The sequence below is a fragment of the Pseudomonas sp. KK4 genome (assembly GCF_001984065.1).
In the GTDB taxonomy this organism is placed as follows: domain Bacteria; phylum Pseudomonadota; class Gammaproteobacteria; order Pseudomonadales; family Pseudomonadaceae; genus Aquipseudomonas.
Genome location: NZ_LYVP01000035.1, coordinates 1 through 18955, shown reverse-complemented (window position 1 = coordinate 18955; position 18955 = coordinate 1). Strand labels below are relative to the sequence as shown.

Genomic DNA, 18955 nt, shown 5'->3' with positions numbered 1-18955 from the left:
GATGAACCTGTCCCCTCTCAATCGCCGCCGCTTCGAACTGTTCAAGGCCAACAAGCGCGGCTGGTGGTCGCTGTGGCTGTTTCTGATCCTGTTCGGCGCCAGCCTCGGCGCCGAATTGATCGCCAACGACAAACCGTTGGTGGTGCACTACGACAACGGCTGGTATTTCCCGGCGCTCAAGCGCTACCCGGAAACCACCTTCGGCGGCGAGTTCCCGCTGGAAGCCAACTACAAGAGCCCGTACATCCGCGAACTGCTCAAGGCCAAGGACGCCTGGGTGCTGTGGGCGCCGATTCCGTTCAGCTACCAGAGCATCAACTACGACCTGCGGGTCCCGGCCCCCGCACCGCCGTCGGCGGACAACCTGCTGGGCACCGACGACCAGGGCCGCGACGTGCTGGCCCGGGTGATCTACGGCTTTCGCGTGTCGGTACTGTTCGCCCTGACCTTGACCATTCTCAGTTCGATCGTCGGTGTGATTGCCGGCGCCTTGCAGGGCTTCTACGGCGGCTGGGTCGACCTGGCGGGCCAGCGGTTCCTGGAGATCTGGTCCGGGTTGCCGGTGCTGTACCTGCTGATCATCCTGGCCAGTTTCGTGCAGCCCAACTTCTGGTGGCTGCTGGGAATCATGCTGCTGTTTTCCTGGATGAGCCTGGTGGACGTGGTGCGCGCCGAGTTCCTGCGCGGGCGCAACCTGGAATACGTGCGTGCGGCCCGGGCGCTGGGCATGCAGAATGGCGCGATCATGTTCCGCCACATCCTGCCCAACGCCATGGTCTCGACCATGACCTTCATGCCGTTCATCCTGACCGGCGCCATCGGTACGCTGACCGCCCTGGATTTCCTCGGCTTCGGCCTGCCGGCGGGCAGCCCGTCGCTAGGTGAACTGGTAGCCCAGGGCAAATCCAACCTGCAGGCGCCGTGGCTGGGCATGAGCGCGTTTGCGGTGCTTGCACTGATGCTGAGCCTGCTGGTGTTCATCGGCGAGTCCGCTCGCGATGCCTTCGACCCGAGGAAGTGAAATGAATCAGGACAATCTGATCGAAGTGCGCGACCTCGCCGTCGAGTTCGTCGTGGGCGAGCACAGCCAGCGCGTGGTCGAAGGTGTCAGTTTCGATATCAAGCGTGGCGAAACCCTGGCGCTGGTGGGTGAAAGCGGTTCCGGCAAATCGGTGACCGCCCACTCGATCCTGCGGCTGCTGCCCTACCCGCTGGCCCGGCACCCCTCGGGGACGATCGAGTACGCCGGGCAGAACCTGCTGGAACTGAAAGAGAAGACCATTCGCCACATCCGCGGCAACCGCATCGCGATGATCTTCCAGGAGCCGATGACCTCGCTCAATCCGCTGCACTCGATCGAGAAGCAGATCAACGAGGTGCTGGGCATCCACAAGGGCCTGGTCGGCAAAGTGGCGACCAAGCGCACCCTTGAGCTGCTGGAGATGGTCGGCATTCCTGAGCCGCACAAACGTCTAAAGGCCCTGCCCCATGAATTGTCTGGCGGTCAGCGTCAACGGGTGATGATCGCCATGGCCCTGGCGAACGAGCCGGAACTGCTGATCGCCGATGAACCCACCACCGCGCTGGACGTGACCGTTCAGCTGAAAATCCTCGAATTGCTCAAGGAACTGCAGGCGCGCCTGGGCATGGCTTTGCTGTTGATCAGCCACGATTTGAACCTGGTGAAAAGAATTGCGCACCGCGTATGTGTCATGCAGCGCGGTTGCATCGTCGAACAGGCATCTTGTGAGGAATTGTTTCGTGCGCCGCAGCATCCGTACACTCGGATCCTGCTGGCAGCGGAGCCTAGCGGGACCCCGGCGACCAATGAAATCGGCCCGCCGTTGTTGACGGTCGATGACTTGAAGGTCTGGTTTCCGATCAAAAAAGGGCTGCTCAAACGCACGGTGGATTACGTCAAGGCGGTGGACGGTATCAATTTCAGCCTGCCCCAGGGCCAGACCCTGGGCATCGTGGGCGAGAGCGGTTCCGGCAAGTCGACCCTGGGCCTGGCGATTTTGCGGTTGATCGGCAGCCAGGGTGCCATCCGTTTTGAAGGCAAGCAGCTAGACTGCCTGACGCAACAACAGGTCAGGCCGCTGCGGCGGGAGATGCAGGTGGTGTTTCAGGACCCGTTCGGCAGCCTGAGCCCACGGATGTGCGTGAGCCAGATCGTCGGTGAAGGCCTGCGCATCCACAAGATCGGCACCGAGGCGGAGCAGGAACAAGCGATCATTGAAGCACTGAGGGAGGTAGGCCTGGACCCGGAAACCCGGAACCGCTACCCCCACGAATTTTCCGGCGGGCAACGGCAGAGAATCGCCATTGCCCGGGCATTGGTGTTAAAACCGGCGTTGATTCTGCTGGACGAGCCGACGTCGGCCCTGGACCGCACCGTTCAACGCCAGGTGGTGGAGCTGCTGCGTTCACTGCAAAAAAAGTACAACCTGACGTATCTGTTCATCAGCCATGACCTGGCTGTCGTCAAAGCGCTGAGCCACCAGCTGATGGTGGTCAAGCATGGTCAAGTGGTCGAACAGGGAGACGCGCAAAGTATCTTTGCCGCTCCCCAACATCCGTATACACAGCAGTTGCTGGAAGCCGCCTTCCTGGTTCCAGACACTGCGCAATAACCTGAAAGAGGAGCAACACATGGGTTTTCTCGCCGGTAAGCGCGTACTGATCGTCGGTGTCGCCAGCAAGCTGTCCATCGCATCCGGCATCGCCGCCGCCATGCATCGCGAGGGCGCTGAGCTTGCCTTCACTTATCAGAACGACAAACTCAAGGGTCGTGTCGAAGAATTCGCACAAGGCTGGGGCTCGAGCCCTGAGCTGTGCTTCCCGTGCGACGTGGCCAGCGATGCCGAAATCGCCAAGGTCTTCGAACAACTGAGCAAGAAGTGGGAAGGCCTGGACTGCATCGTGCACTCCGTCGGCTTCGCCCCGGGCGACCAACTGGACGGCGACTTCACCGAAGCCACCACCCGTGAAGGTTTCCGCATCGCTCACGACATCAGCGCCTACAGCTTCGTGGCCCTGGCCAAGGCTGGTCGCGAAATGATGAAAGGCCGCAACGGCAGCCTGCTGACCCTGTCGTACCTGGGCGCCGAGCGCACCATGCCCAACTATAACGTGATGGGCATGGCCAAGGCCTCCCTGGAAGCGGGCGTTCGTTACCTGGCCGGCTCCCTGGGCCCGGACGGTACACGCGTCAACTGCGTATCGGCCGGCCCGATCCGCACCCTCGCCGCTTCCGGCATCAAGAACTTCCGCAAGATGCTGGCCGCCAACGAAGCGCAAACCCCGCTGCGTCGCAACGTCACCATCGAAGAAGTCGGCAACGCCGGCGCCTTCCTGTGCTCGGACCTGGCGTCGGGCATCAGCGGCGAAATCATGTACGTGGACGGTGGCTTCAACACCACGGCCATGGGCAACATCGAAGAGTGATTTTCGGTTAGCCACAAAAAACCCGCCTCGTCTGGCGGGTTTTTTTATGCCTGCGATTCCTGGATTGATGCGATCTCTGCGCGAGCGTGGCTAAACTGGGTTTCATCTCCCAACAATCGAGGCTCGCCCGATGCAGCTCTCCCCCTTTCACCTCGCCATACCGGTGTATGACCTGGCCGCCGCGCGGCACTTCTACGGCAGCGTGTTCGGCCTGGAAGAAGGTCGCTCCAGTGATCACTGGGTCGATTTCAACTTTTTCGGTCATCAACTGGTGATCCACCTGGCGCCGAAGAACGCCTCCCAGGAAGCCGCCCACACCAACGCGGTCGACGGTCATGACGTGCCGGTGCCGCACTTTGGCGTGGTGTTGGGGATGGCTGAATGGGAGGCGCTGGCCGAACGGCTGACGGCGCTGGAGACGCCGTTCGTGATCGAACCGGGGATTCGCTTCCAGGGGCTGGTTGGGGAACAGGCGACGATGTTCTTGTTCGATCCCTGTGGCAATGCACTGGAGTTCAAGGCGTTCAAGGATATCGGGCAGTTGTTTGCCAAGTAGGTGGCGACTGTGAGGACGCCTTCGCGAGCAAGCCCGCTCCCACATTTTTGACCGAGTGCCTTCAGATGAAATGCGGTCAAGATGTGGGAGCGGGCTTGCTCGCGAAGAGGCCCGCCAAAACCCCACAAAACTACCGCCCCATCACCCTATCGACCTCTTCCAACAGCTCCTCAACCGAGCCATGAAAAGCCGTGTCATGCTCGATCTGCCCAATGCTGAATCGAATTTCATACCCCCGATGAGCCATGGCATAGCGCTCATCGAGCATCTCCTCAAGCCGCGCCTTGATCGCAGCGATCTCCACCGCGCCCGAGCCCGTGAGCAAAGCGACAAAAGTGGCGCCCTCCAGCCGCCCTATCACATCGCTTTCCCGAAAACCGATGCGCAGCACATCGGCAAAGGTTTTCAGCGCATGGTCGCCCTCGGCACGGCCAAACAGGTAGTTGATGCGCTTGAATTCATCGAGGTTGAAGAACAGCAGCGTGGCCGGCCGACCCAGTTGAGCGCAGGCTTGCAGCCCCATGTCGGCCAGGGCAATGAAGCCGTGGCGATTGGGCAGCAGCGTCAGCTCATCCATGCTCGCCATTTGCACGCCGATCAGCTCTTGCTCAGCCTGGCGGGCCAGATCGCGCAGCCATTCACGCGCTTGCTGTGGCGTCCCTGCACGTCCACCTGATTTGTGCGGTTTGCCTGAAATCAGCATCACATACTCCAGTGGTGGGTATGTTCTTTAGAGTCTTCGATATCGGGTTTGACTCCCTGTTTACGGCCCGTTGGTCAGCTGCCCACGACCGGGCATGGCCCACCGGCATCGGCCCAGAGTTTGAATTGGGTGACGAAAATATCGTGGGGCACCGGCACCGGGGCGCGATTGCCGCCCGGATTCCAGCCCCAGAGCACCAGTTTGTCCTCGCTGACATGCTTGATCAGTGCCGCAAAATCCCGGTCGCCGTTGCTCGAACGGTCCTTGATCATGCTGCACAGCTTGTCCGGCGGCAGGCCGATCCAGGCCATTTTGTGTGCCGCCGGCGGCAGGCTCCAGTGCGGCGCACCCGGCGGCGCCTTGGGGCCATAACTGGCCGGAGGATTGGCTTCGGCATGGCACGTGGCGCAGGGCAATCCCGCCGCACCTTTACCGTCCATGCCGCGCACCACGTTCATCGCATGGGGAATTCCCGCGTCGAACTGCAACGGCGAATCCCCCGGGATATGGCAGTTCTGGCAGCGAGGGCTCTGGAACACCTTCTGCACGGTGTCGAACGCCTTGAGCGCCGCCTGGTCGTCGGCAAACAACTCGGTCGCATAGATAAACAGGCACACCAGCATGACCGAGCCCAGTACCCAATGATGTCGTTTCATCTCACACCCCCGACAACTGCAGCGGCAATTCCCGCAAGCGCTGCCCGGTCAGGGCGAACACCGCGTTGGCCACGGCTGGCGCCGTGGGCGGCACACCGGCCTCGCCGATGCCGCCGGGCTTCTCGCTGCTGGGCACGATATGCACCTCGACCACCGGCATTTCATGCAGTCGCAGCACTTGGTAATCGTGGTAATTGGACTGCACCACGCTGCCGTCCTTGATTGTCAGTTTGCTGTGCAGGGTGAACCCCAGGCCGAAGGCGATACAGGATTGCATCTGCGCCTCGATGCTCCTGGGGTTGACCGCGATGCCGCAGTCCACCGCACACACCACCCGATGCACGCGAATGGCCAGGTTGTCCTGGGACACCTCGGCCACTTGAGCCACGAAACTGCCGAAGGACTCATGCACCGCCACGCCCAAGGCATGGCCATCGGGCAGCGGCGCCTTCCAGTTGGCCTTTTCCACCGCCAGGTTCAGCACGCCCAGATGCCGCGGATGATCCTTGAGCAAGGTGCGTCGGTATTCCACCGGATCCTTGCCCGCCGCCGCGGCGAGTTCATCGATCAGTGACTCCATGACGAAACCGGTGTGGGTATGCCCCACCGAGCGCAGCCACAGCACGTTGATCCCGGTTTTCGGTGAGTGCAGCTCGACCTGATGGTCGGCCAGACCTTCGATATAGGGACTGTCCGCCACGCCTTCCACCGAGGTCTTGTCGATGCCGTTCTTGACCATGGCCGCCTCGAGCAAGGTGTCGGCCATGATCGACTGCCCGACCAGCACATGCTTCCACGCCATCGGCAGGCCATCGGGCCCCAGCCCTACCCGCGCCTGATGCAGGAATGCCGAACGGTAATAGCCGCCACGGATGTCATCTTCCCGGGCCCACACGGTCTTCACCGGTTCACCCGCCGCTTTGGCCACTTCCACCGCTTCGGCGACGAAGTCCGAGGTCGGATTGGCCCGCCGGCCGAAGCCGCCGCCGAGGAACTCCGTGTGAATTTCGACCTGCTCGGGTTTCAGCCCGGTGATTTTCCCGGCAATCATCTGGTCCAGGGTCTGGAACTGCGTGCCGGTCCAAATCTCGCATTTGTCCTTGCTGATCTTGACCGTGCAATTGAGCGGCTCCATTGGCGCGTGGGCCAGGTAGGGCACGTTGTATTCGACGTCGAGGGTCTTGCTCGCCTTGGCCAGCGCGGCCTTGGCGTCGCCGGCCTGACTGGCCGGCAGGCCCGGTGTGGCGGCGAGTTTACGAAAAGTCTCCAGCAGTTTCTGGCTGTCCAGACCGCTGTGCGGGCCCAGATTCCACTCAACTTTCAGGGCATCGCGGCCCAGCTTCGCTGCCCAGTAATGATCGGCGATCACCGCCACGCCGGTCGGCACCTGCACCACTTTATGCACGCCGGGAATGGCCAGCGCTTGAGCGCCTTCAAAGGATTTGACGCTGCCGCCGAACACCGGCGAACGGGCGACCATCGCCGTCATCAGGCCGTCGAACTGCACGTCCATGCCGAATTTGGCGCGGCCGGTGATTTTCTCCGGTGTGTCCAGGCGCTGGGTGGGCTTGCCGATGATCGTCCAGTCCTTCGCCTCCTTGAGCTTGAGCGATGCCGGGTCCGGCACCGGCAGCTGGCCGGCGTCGTCGGCCAGTTCACCGTAGGTGGCCTGCTGATCGCCGGCAATCACCACGCCCGACTGGGTACGAATGGCCGACGGCGCCACCTTGAAACGCTTGGCCGCCGCTTCGATCAGCATCAACCGCGCCGCCGCTCCGGCCTGGCGATAGCGGTCGAACTCCATCCAGGTCGAGGTCGAGCCGCCGGTGATCTGCATGCCGCCAAAACCGGCCATGCCGTAATCCTTGGCAGAGGCCGGGGAATGTTCGACGCGGATTTTCGACCAGTCGGCGTCCAACTCTTCAGCAATCAGCATGGTCAGGCCGGTCCAGATGCCCTGACCCATTTCCGCGTGGCCCAGCAATACCGTGACACTGTTGTCATTGCCGATGCGCAGGAAGGCGTTGGGTGCGAACACATTGCCCTGGTTCTCGGCGCCCACGGCAAAGCGATGGCTGCCTGGGATGACAAACGCCACCACCAGCCCGCCACCCAGCACGGCACTGCCCTTGAGAAAACCACGGCGTGACAGCGGATTGAGGCTGTTCATGGCCATCAACCCAATTGCGCCGCGCGCTTGACCGCCGCGCGGATTCTTGGATAGGTGCCGCAACGGCAAATGTTGCCCGACAGCGCCTGGTCGATATCACTGTCGGTCGGCTGCGGGATCTTCGCCAGCAGCGCCGCCGCCGACATGATCTGCCCCGACTGACAATAACCGCACTGCACCACATCGAGCTCGGCCCAGGCCTGCTGCACCGGGTGCGAACCGTCCAGGGACAGGCCTTCGATGGTGAGGATTTTCTGGCCATGGGCCACGGCGGTGGCAGGCGTGATGCATGAGCGCAGCGGTGCGCCGTCGACGTGGACCGTACAGGCGCCGCACTGGGCCATGCCGCAACCGAACTTGGTCCCGGTCAGGTGCGCGACATCGCGCAGGACCCACAACAGCGGCATGTCCGCGGGGACGTCCAGTTCCTGGTCCTGGCCATTGATATTGAGGGTCAGCATTGCGAAGGTCCTCAGACTCACGGTGTTCTGAAGCGCGCGCCGCTGTGGCAATCAAGCACCTGCGCACGCCTGGGGTTATCCCTTCAGCTAAGCGCAATTTGCCCGCCAGACCGATGTGTATCGACCACCGGTCGTCAATCGGCGTGTCTGGGCTTGAGCAAAATACCGGTGTAACGCCACAAGAACAGCCCGAACGCCGTACACCAGAGCAACGCCGTCACCGCCAACCCCCATGCGGAAAACGGCACCAGCACCACCCGCGTCAAACCGGCCACCAGCACCAGGACAAACCCCAGGACAATCGCCTTCGACGCCAGCAAGGGGCGCCCGGTATGACCCAGGCTGACCCGGGCGATCATCGCCAATATCAAGCCACCTGCCCCACCCACCGCCAGGGAATGAGTGGCCAGGCTCTGCTGCGGCATCCACCCGGCATGCCACAACGCCATGGCACACACCGCCGCCACCAGCCAGACGTAGGACAGGTACAGCGACCACAGCAACGGCACACGCCACATACCGCGATCGTGCCAGCGCCACAGGCGCTGAAGATGCAGCAGCCCCATCAGCACAAACAGCACTGCCAGCCACAGCCTTGGCGCCTCGTTCATGCCGGCGGCGAAGGTCAGGGCGACCAGAAAACCGCACACCATCAGAACCCGCGTCGGCAAAGGGTTGGCCGCCGGCATGGCCTTGCGATTCAATCCGCGCTGAATGAAGAAAGGGATCACGCGCCCGCCGATCACACTCATCAGCGCGCCCACCAGCCACAACGCCGTCAGCATCCCGCGGCGTTGCACCCCGACATCATCGGTAAAAAAGCCCCAGAGGGTCATGGCCTGACAGCCGGCCAACAGCAACACCATCAACAGGATCGGATAGTGGTCACGCTTGCCGGCCGCTATCAGATCAAGACCGAGGACGACAGCCAGCAGCGGCAGAAAAGGCAGTTGCAGTATCAGCAGCAGCGCAGGAGGAATTGGCACCAGCCAGGCCAGTCGCGCCAGCAGCCAGACCAGTAACAGGCCGACCAACGGCCAGCCCTTGAGTGCTGGCCGCCCGGTCCAGTTGGGCACTGCCGTCAGTAGAAACCCGGCGATGATCGCCACTGTGAAACCGAATGGCATTTCGTGCCGATGCCAGGCGAGCATGCCGCCCACTGGGTGTGCCCCGGGCAAGCGGCCGTACAACCACAGCGCCCAAATCGCCACCGCCGACACGGCAAACGCGGCACCGGCCAGAAAGAACGGGCGAAAACCGATGCTCCACACGGGTGCCGCCAACCGCTTGCGCATCAGGCCAGCGCCACGGCCAGGGGGTTGCTCAGGCGGTGCTGGGACAGCAGACGCATGACGTAGCCGATTTTCAACAGCGTCGGCCCGACAATGGTCATCGCGTGCATCGCCACCAGGGCCACGATCGACAGGTGACCGTCGTAGAGGTAAGCGCCGTAGATGCCGGCCAGCAACATCGCCAGGCCAAGGCCGAGGACACGGCTGGAAAGGTGCAGAACGTTCTGAGGATTGCTGAAGAAATGGAACATTTTCCGTACTCCTGTAGCAGTTCAGTTGTACGTTGGCTATATCAAGTCTCGTGTCAGAAATTTACCCCATAAAAATCAACAACTTGATCCCATCCATGTCAAAAAGACTCCATCGAAACCGAGTCAACTTGACACACCTCAAAGTCATAATGACCACACCCACCCCTGTAGGAGCGAGCTCGCTCGCGATGGACGCGAACGATAACGCTGGAAACCAGACAACCCGCAATTTCATGGCTTGGCGATCTACGGCCCCACAAGACTCCCCCACGCTGACTACGCTGATAGTCCAGCCTGCAAAAACTGCCAGGGAGACCCACCATGCTCCATGTTCAAAAACTCACGCCTTGCCTGTGGTTCGACGGCCAGGCCGAAGAGGCTGCCAAGTTCTATTGCGCGATCTTCGATCATTCAAAAATCACTGCCATCACGCACTACGGCAAGGCCGGCCAGGAGGTCCACGGGCATCCGGAAGGCTCGGTGCTGACGGTCAGCTTCGAACTGGACGGCCAGACATTCACCGGCCTTAACGGCGGTCCGAATTTCACCTTCAGCGAGGCGATTTCGTTTCAGGTCAATTGCCAGACCCAGGAAGAAGTCGATCACTTCTGGGGCCGGCTGTCCGCCGGCGGGCCCGTGGAGGCGCAGCAGTGCGGATGGCTCAAGGACAAGTTCGGTGTGTCGTGGCAGATCGTGCCGGTGGCGATGATGGACATGCTCAAAGACCCCGACACCCACAAATCCCAGCGCGCGATGGCGGCGATGATGCAGATGAAAAAACTCGATATCGCCGCACTGCAACGAGCCTTCAATGGCGAGAGCTAATACACTCCGAGGCTGACCGGCCAAGGACTGAACATGAAGCGCTCGACACTCAAGGACACTGACAAGGCCCCGCGTTTCTGGCGCGACGACGCCCTGCCCTTCATCGAGGCGCGGGCCATCGCCGACGGGCGCGAGGTGTGCTACACGCGGCATGCCCACGAACACTTTTCCATCGGCGCGATCACGGCCGGGCGCAGCACCTATGTCCACGAACAATCCCGGTTCGAGGTCAGCGCCGGCACCGTGGTGCTAATGAACCCCGCTGACGTCCATGCCTGCAACCCCATCGATGATCAGCCCTGGTCCTACCTGATGCTGTATGTCGACACCCCGTGGCTGACCGACCTGCAGCATCAACTGGGGTTCAGCGACGACCTGGCGTTCAGGCGCTTTGCGGTCACCCACACGACGGACGCCGGGTTGTTCGCCGGGCTGAAGACGCTGTATGAGGTGCTGTTGGATCCGCAGCAGGACGTGCTGGGCAAGCATAGCGCGGCGGTGGAGTTTTTTACCGAGGTGCAACTGCGGCTGAACCCGATCGAACAGGTGCTGCGCGAACCCAATTTCAAACTGGAACGCGCCGCCGACTTCATCCGCGAACACTGCACGCAGATGCTCAAGCTCGAAGACATTTGCGAAGCGGCGCAATTGTCGCCCTCTTACCTGATCCGCGCCTTCAGGCAACACTACGGCATGACGCCCCACGCCTTCGTGGTCAACCAGCGCATCCAGTTCGCCCGGGATCAACTGCGCAATGGCCGGTTGATTGCCGATGTCGCGCTGGAAGCGGGGTTTGCCGATCAGGCGCATTTCCAGCGGGCGTTCAAGCAGCACCTGGCGGCGACGCCGGGGCAGTATCGGGGGTGAGCATCAGCCCTCGGCATATTCATTGTGGCGAGGGAGCATGCTCCCGCTGGGCTGCGAAGCGGCCCCCGGCGATTCTTCAGGCACACCATGCATTCAGGTTTCGCGACGGCTTCGCCGCCGGACGGGAGCAAGCTCCCTCGCCACAGGTCAACTGCCGGGCAGCATCAGGTCAGCTGCCGGGCAGTACCAGGTAAACCGCACTCACCGCCAACATCATCGCCATCAGCCGATTGAACAACCGCATCCCCGCCGGATTGTTCAAGTACCCGCGCAAAAACGTCCCGGCATAAGCCCAGCAGCCCACCGACAGATAACAGATCACCAGGTACACCGCCGCAAACTGCCACACCAACCGCGCTTCACCATCGGCGACGAACGCTCCCATGCCGGCCACGCAGGCCAGCCAGGCTTTCGGGTTGAGCCATTGCATCACCGCGCCGTACAGCATCGACGGCGCGCGACTTGCGTCTTTGGCTTCAAGCTGGCCGTTGTCCGCCGCCAGCTTGAATGCCATGTACAACAAAAATGCCACCCCGGCCCACTGCACCACCTGGGTCAGGGCCGGCCAGAGCCGCAACAACTCATGCAACCCCAGGCCCATCAGCACCAGCAGTAACACGAACCCCAGGGTCGCCCCGGCCACGTGCCGCTGGCTGGCGCGAAAGCCGAAACGGGCGCCGGAACTCAAGGCCACGATATTCACCGGCCCCGGGGTGATCGAAGCGGCCAGCGCAAACGCCGCCATGGACATCATCAGACTCATCGCACACCTTCTTCCTGTCAGTTGAACCAGGCCTCAAGGTAAAGAGCGCGACACGGCGCGTATTGAACAAAACTGCCCTGCGCTACTGGTAATAGCCCACCACCCGCTTCACTTTCACCAGCGCCTGACGCAGCGACTCCACGTCCACCGACCCTAAAGCCAGGCGAATGGCGTGGGGCACATGGCTGGTGATCGCGAAGGGTTCGGCCGGCGAAACCGATACCTGTTCCCGCATCAAGGCCATGGCGATCCGGTCGGCGCGGGCATCCTCGGTCAACGGCAGCCAGATGAAGTACGAGGACGGGTGACTGATGATCCGCAGCCCCGCCAACTGCTCACGGGCCATTGCTTGGCGGGCCCGTGCGTCTGCACGCTTTTGCGCCTCCAACTTGACCACGGTGCCATCGTCCAGCCAGGCAGTGGCGATGGCCGTCATTACGCCAGGCGTGTTCCAGGTGGTGGCCATGATCGTGCGTTCGAATCCCGCGATCCAGCGCGCGGGCGCGGCGATAAAGCCGACGCGCAAACCGGTGGCGATGTTTTTCGATAAACCGCTGACATACACCGTGCGCTCCGGCGCCATTTCCACCAGGGGTGGCGGCGGATTCTCGGCCAGGAACGCGTAGGCGGCATCCTCGATGATCGTCAGGTCATGCTGGCGCGCAATCGCCACCAACCGTTCGCGCTGATCGGCGCTCAGCACCCATCCCAGTGGATTTTGCAGGGTCGGCATCGAGTAGATGGCCCGTACCGGGCGATTGCGACAGAGCTTTTCCAGGGCCGGCAGATCCGGCCCCAGGTCGGTGACGGGAATGGGCAGTACTTCGAGGTGCAGGGTTTCGGCCAGGGTCTTGAACCCTGGATAGGTCAAGGCATCGGCGACGATCACATCGCCGGGCTTGAGCAGCGTCATCATCACCACCGCCAGGCCATGCTGGGCGCCGCTGACGATCAGCACCTGTTCGGCCGACACCTTGAGGCCGCGCTCGACCAGATGCCGCGCTACCGAGGCGCGTTCGTGCAGGCGGCCGGCGTGGGGCTGATAACGCAGCAGCGCTTCCAGGTCGCCGGACAACGCAAGCTGACGCAGCGCCGTGCGCAACAAATCCGCCTGGCCGGGCAGCGACGGATAGTTAAAGTTGAGGTCGATCATCCCCGCCGCCACCACCGACTGCGAGATCCCCTGACCGGGCGGCAGCGACGTCTCCCGGACAAAGGTCCCGCGTCCGGTTTCGCCGCTGATCAGGCCCATGCCCTCCAGTTCCGCGTAGACCCGGCTCGCCGTGACCAGCGCCAGACCATGCTCCAACGCCAATTGCCGATGGGTGGGCAGCCGTGTGCCGGGGGGCAATTGGCCTGAACGGATGTCAGCGGCAAAGGCATCGACCAGGGATTTATAGCGCGAGCGTGGCATGTCGAGATGTATCCATGACAATTTTTTGATTGTATCGATACTCAGCCATAGCATGGGTTTCATGCAACCCATCAATGAGTGTGAGCGACATGGAACGGACTTCGAACTTGCAAAACCGGGTACTGGAAAACGGCGTCAGCGGCTGGATCAATGGCTTGATCGGCGTGGTGATCTTCAGCGGCTCATTGCCCGCGACGCGGGTGGCGGTGGCAGAATTCGACCCGGTGTTTCTTACGGTCGCCCGCGCGACCATTGCGGCGCTTCTGGCGGTCGGCCTGCTGCTGTTGTTCCGGGAAAAGCGCCCGGCGCGTCAGCAACTGCTGCCGTTGGCCATCGTGGCATTGGGCGTGGTGCTCGGCTTTCCGCTGCTGACCGCCCTGGCACTGCAGTACGTGACGTCCGCGCACTCCATCGTCTTCGTCGGCCTGCTGCCTCTGGCCACTGCGGTATTTGGGGTAGTACGCGGTGGTGAACGGCCTCGGCCGGTGTTCTGGTTCTTTTCGATACTGGGCAGCCTGCTGGTGGTCGGCTTTGCCCTCGCCCAGGGCCTGAGCGCCTCGCCTCAGGGCGACATCCTGATGCTGCTGGCGATCCTGGCCTGTGGCCTGGGGTATGCCGAAGGCGCGAAATTGTCCCGCACCTTGGGCGGCTGGCAGGTGATCTGCTGGGCCTTGGTGCTGGCGCTGCCGGTCATGGCGGCCCTGACCTGGTGGCGCATGCCGGCGTCGTTCAGCACCATCAGCACACCCGCCTGGTTCAGCCTGGGGTATGTGTCGCTGTTCAGCATGCTGATCGGCTTCGTGTTCTGGTATCGGGGCCTGGCCCAGGGCGGGATTGCCGCCGTCGGGCAGTTGCAACTGCTGCAACCGTTTTTCGGCCTGGCACTGGCGGCGACCCTGCTGCATGAGCACGTAAGCATCGGCATGCTGGGTGTGACTGTCGCGGTGATTGCCTGTGTGGCCGGGGCGAAGAAGTTCGCTCGCTAGGCACTGCTCCGGCAACTGGCGACCTGACTCTATGGGGCGATTCACCCGAGTGGCGTGAAGGCTGCTGTCGGCGGCCGCCTCGGTGTTGCTGATGGCACGGCGTAGCTGAAGAAATTCCCTGTCGATTTTCCGGTGGAGGCGCCTGTCGCCCCGTTCTATGCTGCGCCCATGAACTTACAAAACACGCTCCTTCCACCCCGCGCCGAGATGGTTCGCGCCATGCTCGAACGAGACACTTCCTATGAGGGGGTGTTCTTTACCGCGGTCAAGACCACCGGAATTTTCTGCCGCCCCGGTTGCACCGCGCGCAGCCCGAAACCGGAGAACGTCGAGTTCTTCGGTCACGCCGATGAGTGCTTGGCGGCGGGCTATCGAGCGTGCCTGCGCTGCAAACCCATGGACGCTGCGGCGATTGCGCCGCCATGGGTACAGCGCTTGCTGACCCTGGTGGACGGCGACCCCGAGCAGCGCTGGAGCGACGCCCAGTTGCAGGCCGAAGGCATCGAGCCGCTGAAATTGCGTCGCTGGTTCAAGCAGCATTTCGGCATGACTTTCCATGCCTGGCTGCGCACCCGGCGCCTGGGCATGGCGTTGGGCGGCATCAAGCAAGGCGATTCCATCGACAGCGCGGCCTTCGACTCCGGTTACGAATCCCTGAGCGGTTTTCGCGACGCGTTCCAGAAGTCCTTCCACATCACCCCGGGCCGCGCCGCCAACAGCGAACCCTTGCTGTTCACTCGCCTGACCACGCCCCTGGGACCGATGATCGCCATGGCCGAACGGCGCGGCCTGGTGCTGCTGGAATTTCTTGACCAGCCATCCCTGACCCGGCAAGTCGAATCCCTGCAACACCGCTTCGGCTACGCCGTCGCACCGGGGCATAACGCGCATTTGCAGCACATCGAACAGCAACTGGCCGAGTACTTTGCTGGCCAACGCAGTGAATTCAGCGTTACCCTGCACATGCCTGGCAGCGAGTTCTCGCGCCGGGTCTGGGCCGAACTGGCCAACATTCCTTACGGCCATACCACCACCTACGGCGCCATCGCACGCCTGCTGGGCAAACCCGGCGCCAGCCGCGCCGTGGGTCTGGCCAACGGTCACAACCGCCTTTCGATCGTGGTGCCCTGCCATCGCGTGATCGGCGCCGACGGCTCGCTGACCGGCTACGCTGGAGGCCAGCCACGCAAGGCGTTTCTGTTGCGGCTGGAAAATGCCGCGGTGCAGCTCACCGAGCAACTGGCCCTTTGAACACAAGCAGGACGCTCCATGCCTGACCCTTACCTGCCCGCCATGCACTGGCTGGCATCCCTGGATGACGACTGGCGTCGGCACATCGACGCCATCGGCCCCTGCCTGCATCAACCCCACCCTGCCCGCGATCCCTACGAGTCGCTGGTGCGGGCGATTGCCTACCAGCAACTGCACGCCCGGGCCGGTGATGCCATCGTCGGACGACTGCTTGCGCTATTTCCGCAGGTCACGTTCCCCAGGCCCGAACAAATTGTCGCCAGCGACTTCGATCAACTGCGCAGCTGCGGCTTTTCCGCGAGCAAGATCGCCACTATCCAGGGTATTGCTCAAGCGACCCTGGACGGTGTGGTGCCGGACTACGCCAGCGCCTTGGCCATGGACGACGAAGCGTTGATCGAACGACTGGTCACCCTGCGCGGCGTGGGCCGCTGGACGGTGGAGATGCTGTTGATCTACAGCCTGGAGCGGCCGGATATCTTGCCCGCGGATGATTTTGGCGTGCGTGAGGGGTATCGGCGTTGGAAGGGATTGGCGGTGCAGCCCACGCGCAAACAGATGATTGAGATTGGGCAGGCGTGGAGCCCGTATCGGACGGTGGCTGCGTGGTATTTGTGGCGGGTGCCGGCCCGGTAGACCGCGTTATCGTTCTTCGCGAGCAAGCCCGCTCCCACAGGGGAATGCATTCCATATCTGGAAGCGCGTCAGCTTCTGCAGAGGGAATGCAGTCCAAATGTGGGAGCGGGCTTGCTCGCGAAGGGGCCGCCGAAGATCTCCGCACGCTTGCCCACCAGGCTGCAGCAAACAGGTTACTTTGAAACCAGTGGCCGCCGGCGACGCGATTCTGGTGCCGGTCTAGGCTGATGGGATCATCCCGATTGCAACGGAGACCACCATGCATCTCGAAGGCTCCTGCCATTGCGGCGCCGTTTCGTTCAGCCTCACCAGTGAGCATCCCTATCCGTATCAACGGTGCTATTGCTCGATCTGCCGCAAGACCCAGGGCGGGGGCGGTTATTCGATCAATATTGCCGGGGATGCCGACAGCCTGCGGGTCCGCGGGCGCAAGAACGTCGCGATCTACCATGCGCTGCTCAAGGGCGACGGTGAAGCGCGAGCTCATCGCAGCAGTGCCGAGCGGCATTTCTGTTCGGTGTGTGGGTCAGGTTTGTGGTTGTTCAGCCCGGAATGGCCGGAACTGATCCACCCGTTCGCCTCGGCCATCGACACCCCGCTGCCGGTGCCGCCGGAGCACACCCATTTGCTGCTCGATTCCAAGGCGCCGTGGGTAGAGGTGGAGATCAAGCCGGGCGACAAGCAGTTCGATGTCTATCCCGAGGAATCCATTGCCGATTGGCATGAGCGGCTGGGATTGAGCTTGTAGGAGCGAGCTTGCTCGCGAGGCATTCACGGACACTGCGGGGTGTCAGACAGCCAGCGTTATCGTTGACGACCATCGCGAGCATGCTCGCTCCTACAGAAGTGGTCAGGCGGTGGCGGGAACGCCGCTGTGGAAGCGAAATTCAACATCCGGCGACTCGATCAGTTCCTGCTCGGCGGCGCGGACTTTGTCGATCACCTGGGCGATGTCCTTGGCGTCACCGTACTGGTAAGCCAGTTTCAGATAACCCTGGAAATGCCGGGCCTCGCTCTTGAGCAGGCCGAAGTAGAACTTGCCCAGTTCCTCGTCCAGATGCGGCACCAGCGCCTCGAAACGCTCGCAACTGCGGGCCTCGATGAACGCGCCGACCACCAGGGTATCCACCAGTTTCACTGGCTCGTGACTGCGCACCACTTTGCGCAACCCCGAGGCGTAGCGTCCGGCGGACAACTGACGCAGTTCGACCTTGCGTTTTTTCATCAGGCGCATGACCTGTTCGTGATGCACCAGCTCTTCCCGGGCCAGGCGCGACATCATGTTGATCAGGTCAACGTGGGCGTGATATTTGGCAATCAGGCTCAGCGCGGTGCTGGCGGCCTTGAATTCGCAGTTCTTGTGGTCGATCAGCAGGGTTTCCTGATCGGCCAGCGCGGCCTGGACCCAGCCGTCGGGGGTGCGACAGCCAAGGAATTCGTGAATTTCGGGAAGGATCATGGGGCCCACGGAATAAAAGGTTCAAAACGAAGGGCGCCGATTATACCGGCCTGCCGGCAGACCACCAGTCGCCGTGCATTGATATGCATCAACGCCCCTGCCGGCGGGCAGCAACTATAGTTGTGCAACGCCATGCTTTTTTCATTTTCAGGAGATCCCGATCATGCAAGCCATTCGCAGCATTCTGGTGGTCATCGAGCCCGAACACTCGGAAAGCCTGGCGCTGAAACGGGCCAAGGTGATTGCACGGGTGACCCAGGCGCATCTGCACCTGCTGGTGTGCGACCCCAAGCATGATCACAGCGCCATGCTGGGCGTGCTCAAGGCCGCCTTGCTGGAGGACGGTTACAGCGTCACCACCGAACAGGCGTGGAATCAGAGCCTGCACGAAACCATCGTCGATGTGCAGCAGGCCGAAGGCTGTGGCCTGGTGGTCAAGCAGCACTTTCCCGACAGCGCGTTGAAGAAGGCCTTGCTGACCCCGGCGGACTGGAAGCTGCTGCGCCACTGCCCTACCCCGGTCCTGCTGGTGAAAACCGCCGGCTCCTGGAAGGACAAAGTCATTCTGGCGGCCGTCGATGTCGGCAATACCGACCCTGAACACCGCCACCTGCATAACACCATCATCGATCACGGCTATGACATCGCCAGCCTGGCCAAAGGGCATTTGCATGTGATCAGCGCCCACCCTTCGCCGATGCTGTCCTCGGCGGACCCGACCTTCCAGCTCAAGGAAACCATCGAGGCGCGCTATCGCGAGCAATGCAGGGCGTTCCAGGCGGAGTTCGACATCGACGACGCGCACCTGCACATCGAAGAAGGCCCGGCGGATGTGTTGATCCCGTTCATGGTGCACAAGCTGCAAGCGGCCGTGACGGTGATCGGCACCGTGGCGCGCAGCGGGTTTTCAGGGACGTTGATCGGCAATACGGCGGAGGTGGTGCTCGATGCGGTAGAGAGCGATGTGCTGGTGCTCAAGCCGCAGGAGATCGAGGATCACCTGGAGGAGATTGCCGGCAAGCATTGAACCGGCCTGCTCTTTGTGGCGAGGGAGCTTGCTGTGGCAAGGCAGCTTGCTGTGGCAAGGCAGCTTGCTGTGGCAAGGCAGCTTGCTGTGGCAAGGCAGCTTGTTTTGGCAAGACAGCTTGCTGTGACAAGGCAGCTTGCTGTGACAAGGCAGCTTGCTGTGGCAAGGCAGCTTGCTGTGGCAAGGCAGCT

Annotated in this window: 20 protein-coding genes; 11 read left to right on the top strand and 9 right to left on the bottom strand. The window is 62.3% G+C overall.

Features of this window, described 5'->3' with window-relative positions:
- Position 1: 1 nt before the first annotated feature.
- The 4 genes from B0W55_RS14065 to B0W55_RS14050 all read left to right on the top strand — a co-directional run bounded on the left by B0W55_RS14065 (position 2) and on the right by B0W55_RS14050 (position 4003).
- A complete protein-coding gene (locus B0W55_RS14065) occupies positions 2–1021 on the top strand; it encodes an ABC transporter permease (protein WP_077046581.1) in 1020 nt (339 codons plus the stop codon).
- 1 nt (position 1022) lies between these two features.
- A complete protein-coding gene (locus B0W55_RS14060) occupies positions 1023–2633 on the top strand; it encodes an ABC transporter ATP-binding protein (RefSeq protein WP_077046580.1) in 1611 nt (536 codons plus the stop codon).
- Between the two features lie 19 nt (positions 2634–2652).
- Positions 2653–3447 carry an enoyl-ACP reductase FabI gene (fabI, locus tag B0W55_RS14055; protein WP_077046579.1) on the top strand — a complete coding sequence of 265 codons (795 nt, stop codon included), beginning with the start codon at positions 2653–2655 and terminating at the stop codon, positions 3445–3447.
- 130 nt (positions 3448–3577) lie between these two features.
- A complete protein-coding gene (locus B0W55_RS14050; RefSeq protein ID WP_077046578.1) occupies positions 3578–4003 on the top strand; it encodes a VOC family protein in 426 nt (141 codons plus the stop codon).
- 130 nt (positions 4004–4133) lie between these two features.
- Here the strand turns inward: B0W55_RS14050 and B0W55_RS14045 are convergent, their stop codons facing one another.
- The 6 genes from B0W55_RS14045 to B0W55_RS14020 form a co-directional block, all read right to left on the bottom strand.
- Complete coding sequence (locus tag B0W55_RS14045; protein WP_077046577.1) at positions 4134–4706, bottom strand: GGDEF domain-containing protein; 573 nt, start codon at positions 4704–4706, stop codon at positions 4134–4136.
- Between the two features lie 74 nt (positions 4707–4780).
- Complete coding sequence (locus B0W55_RS14040) at positions 4781–5362, bottom strand: hypothetical protein (protein ID WP_077046576.1); 582 nt, start codon at positions 5360–5362, stop codon at positions 4781–4783.
- Between the two features lies 1 nt (position 5363).
- Entirely contained in the window at positions 5364–7532 is a 2169-nt protein-coding gene (locus B0W55_RS14035) for a xanthine dehydrogenase family protein molybdopterin-binding subunit (protein WP_077046608.1), read from the bottom strand.
- A 5-nt stretch (positions 7533–7537) separates the two neighbouring features.
- Complete coding sequence (locus tag B0W55_RS14030; RefSeq protein WP_077046575.1) at positions 7538–7993, bottom strand: (2Fe-2S)-binding protein; 456 nt, start codon at positions 7991–7993, stop codon at positions 7538–7540.
- A gap of 134 nt (positions 7994–8127) precedes the next feature.
- The gene (locus B0W55_RS14025) at positions 8128–9288 is read right to left on the bottom strand and encodes an NnrS family protein (protein WP_077046574.1); all 1161 of its coding nucleotides are present in this window, start codon (positions 9286–9288) and stop codon (positions 8128–8130) included.
- Positions 9288–9536, bottom strand: a complete 249-nt coding sequence (locus tag B0W55_RS14020; protein WP_077046573.1) for a transmembrane sensor/regulator PpyR — start codon at positions 9534–9536, stop codon at positions 9288–9290. The genes B0W55_RS14025 and B0W55_RS14020 overlap by 1 nt, the downstream gene beginning before the upstream one ends.
- A 321-nt stretch (positions 9537–9857) precedes the next feature.
- Here B0W55_RS14020 and B0W55_RS14015 point away from each other — a divergent pair, with 321 nt between their 5' ends.
- Positions 9858–10361, top strand: coding sequence for a VOC family protein (locus tag B0W55_RS14015; protein ID WP_077046572.1), 504 nt, complete (start codon positions 9858–9860; stop codon positions 10359–10361).
- Positions 10362–10394: 33 nt separating this feature from the next.
- Entirely contained in the window at positions 10395–11228 is an 834-nt protein-coding gene (locus B0W55_RS14010) for an AraC family transcriptional regulator (protein WP_077046571.1), read from the top strand.
- 169 nt (positions 11229–11397) lie between these two features.
- On the opposite strand, the gene B0W55_RS14005 is transcribed toward B0W55_RS14010, so the two are convergent.
- On the bottom strand, positions 11398–11991 hold the full coding sequence (locus B0W55_RS14005) for a LysE family translocator (RefSeq protein WP_077046570.1): 594 nt from the start codon (positions 11989–11991) through the stop codon (positions 11398–11400).
- 82 nt (positions 11992–12073) lie between these two features.
- Positions 12074–13405: a PLP-dependent aminotransferase family protein gene (locus B0W55_RS14000; RefSeq protein WP_077046569.1), complete on the bottom strand. Its 1332-nt coding sequence runs from the start codon at positions 13403–13405 to the stop codon at positions 12074–12076.
- A gap of 89 nt (positions 13406–13494) precedes the next feature.
- Between B0W55_RS14000 and B0W55_RS13995 the strand changes: the two genes are divergently transcribed.
- The 4 genes from B0W55_RS13995 to B0W55_RS13980 all read left to right on the top strand — a co-directional run bounded on the left by B0W55_RS13995 (position 13495) and on the right by B0W55_RS13980 (position 17026).
- Positions 13495–14391, top strand: coding sequence for a DMT family transporter (locus B0W55_RS13995; protein WP_077046568.1), 897 nt, complete (start codon positions 13495–13497; stop codon positions 14389–14391).
- Positions 14392–14559: 168 nt separating this feature from the next.
- Positions 14560–15642 (top strand): bifunctional transcriptional activator/DNA repair enzyme AdaA, encoded by a 1083-nt coding sequence (locus B0W55_RS13990; RefSeq protein ID WP_077046567.1) that lies wholly within the window; start codon positions 14560–14562, stop codon positions 15640–15642.
- Between the two features lie 18 nt (positions 15643–15660).
- Entirely contained in the window at positions 15661–16278 is a 618-nt protein-coding gene (locus B0W55_RS13985) for a DNA-3-methyladenine glycosylase (protein ID WP_077046566.1), read from the top strand.
- 259 nt (positions 16279–16537) lie between these two features.
- Positions 16538–17026: a GFA family protein gene (locus B0W55_RS13980; RefSeq protein ID WP_077046565.1), complete on the top strand. Its 489-nt coding sequence runs from the start codon at positions 16538–16540 to the stop codon at positions 17024–17026.
- Positions 17027–17128: 102 nt separating this feature from the next.
- Here the strand turns inward: B0W55_RS13980 and B0W55_RS13975 are convergent, their stop codons facing one another.
- Positions 17129–17737, bottom strand: coding sequence for a tRNA-(ms[2]io[6]A)-hydroxylase (locus B0W55_RS13975; RefSeq protein WP_077046564.1), 609 nt, complete (start codon positions 17735–17737; stop codon positions 17129–17131).
- Between the two features lie 163 nt (positions 17738–17900).
- Here B0W55_RS13975 and B0W55_RS13970 point away from each other — a divergent pair, with 163 nt between their 5' ends.
- On the top strand, positions 17901–18764 hold the full coding sequence (locus B0W55_RS13970) for a universal stress protein (protein WP_077046563.1): 864 nt from the start codon (positions 17901–17903) through the stop codon (positions 18762–18764).
- Positions 18765–18955 lie beyond the last annotated feature (191 nt).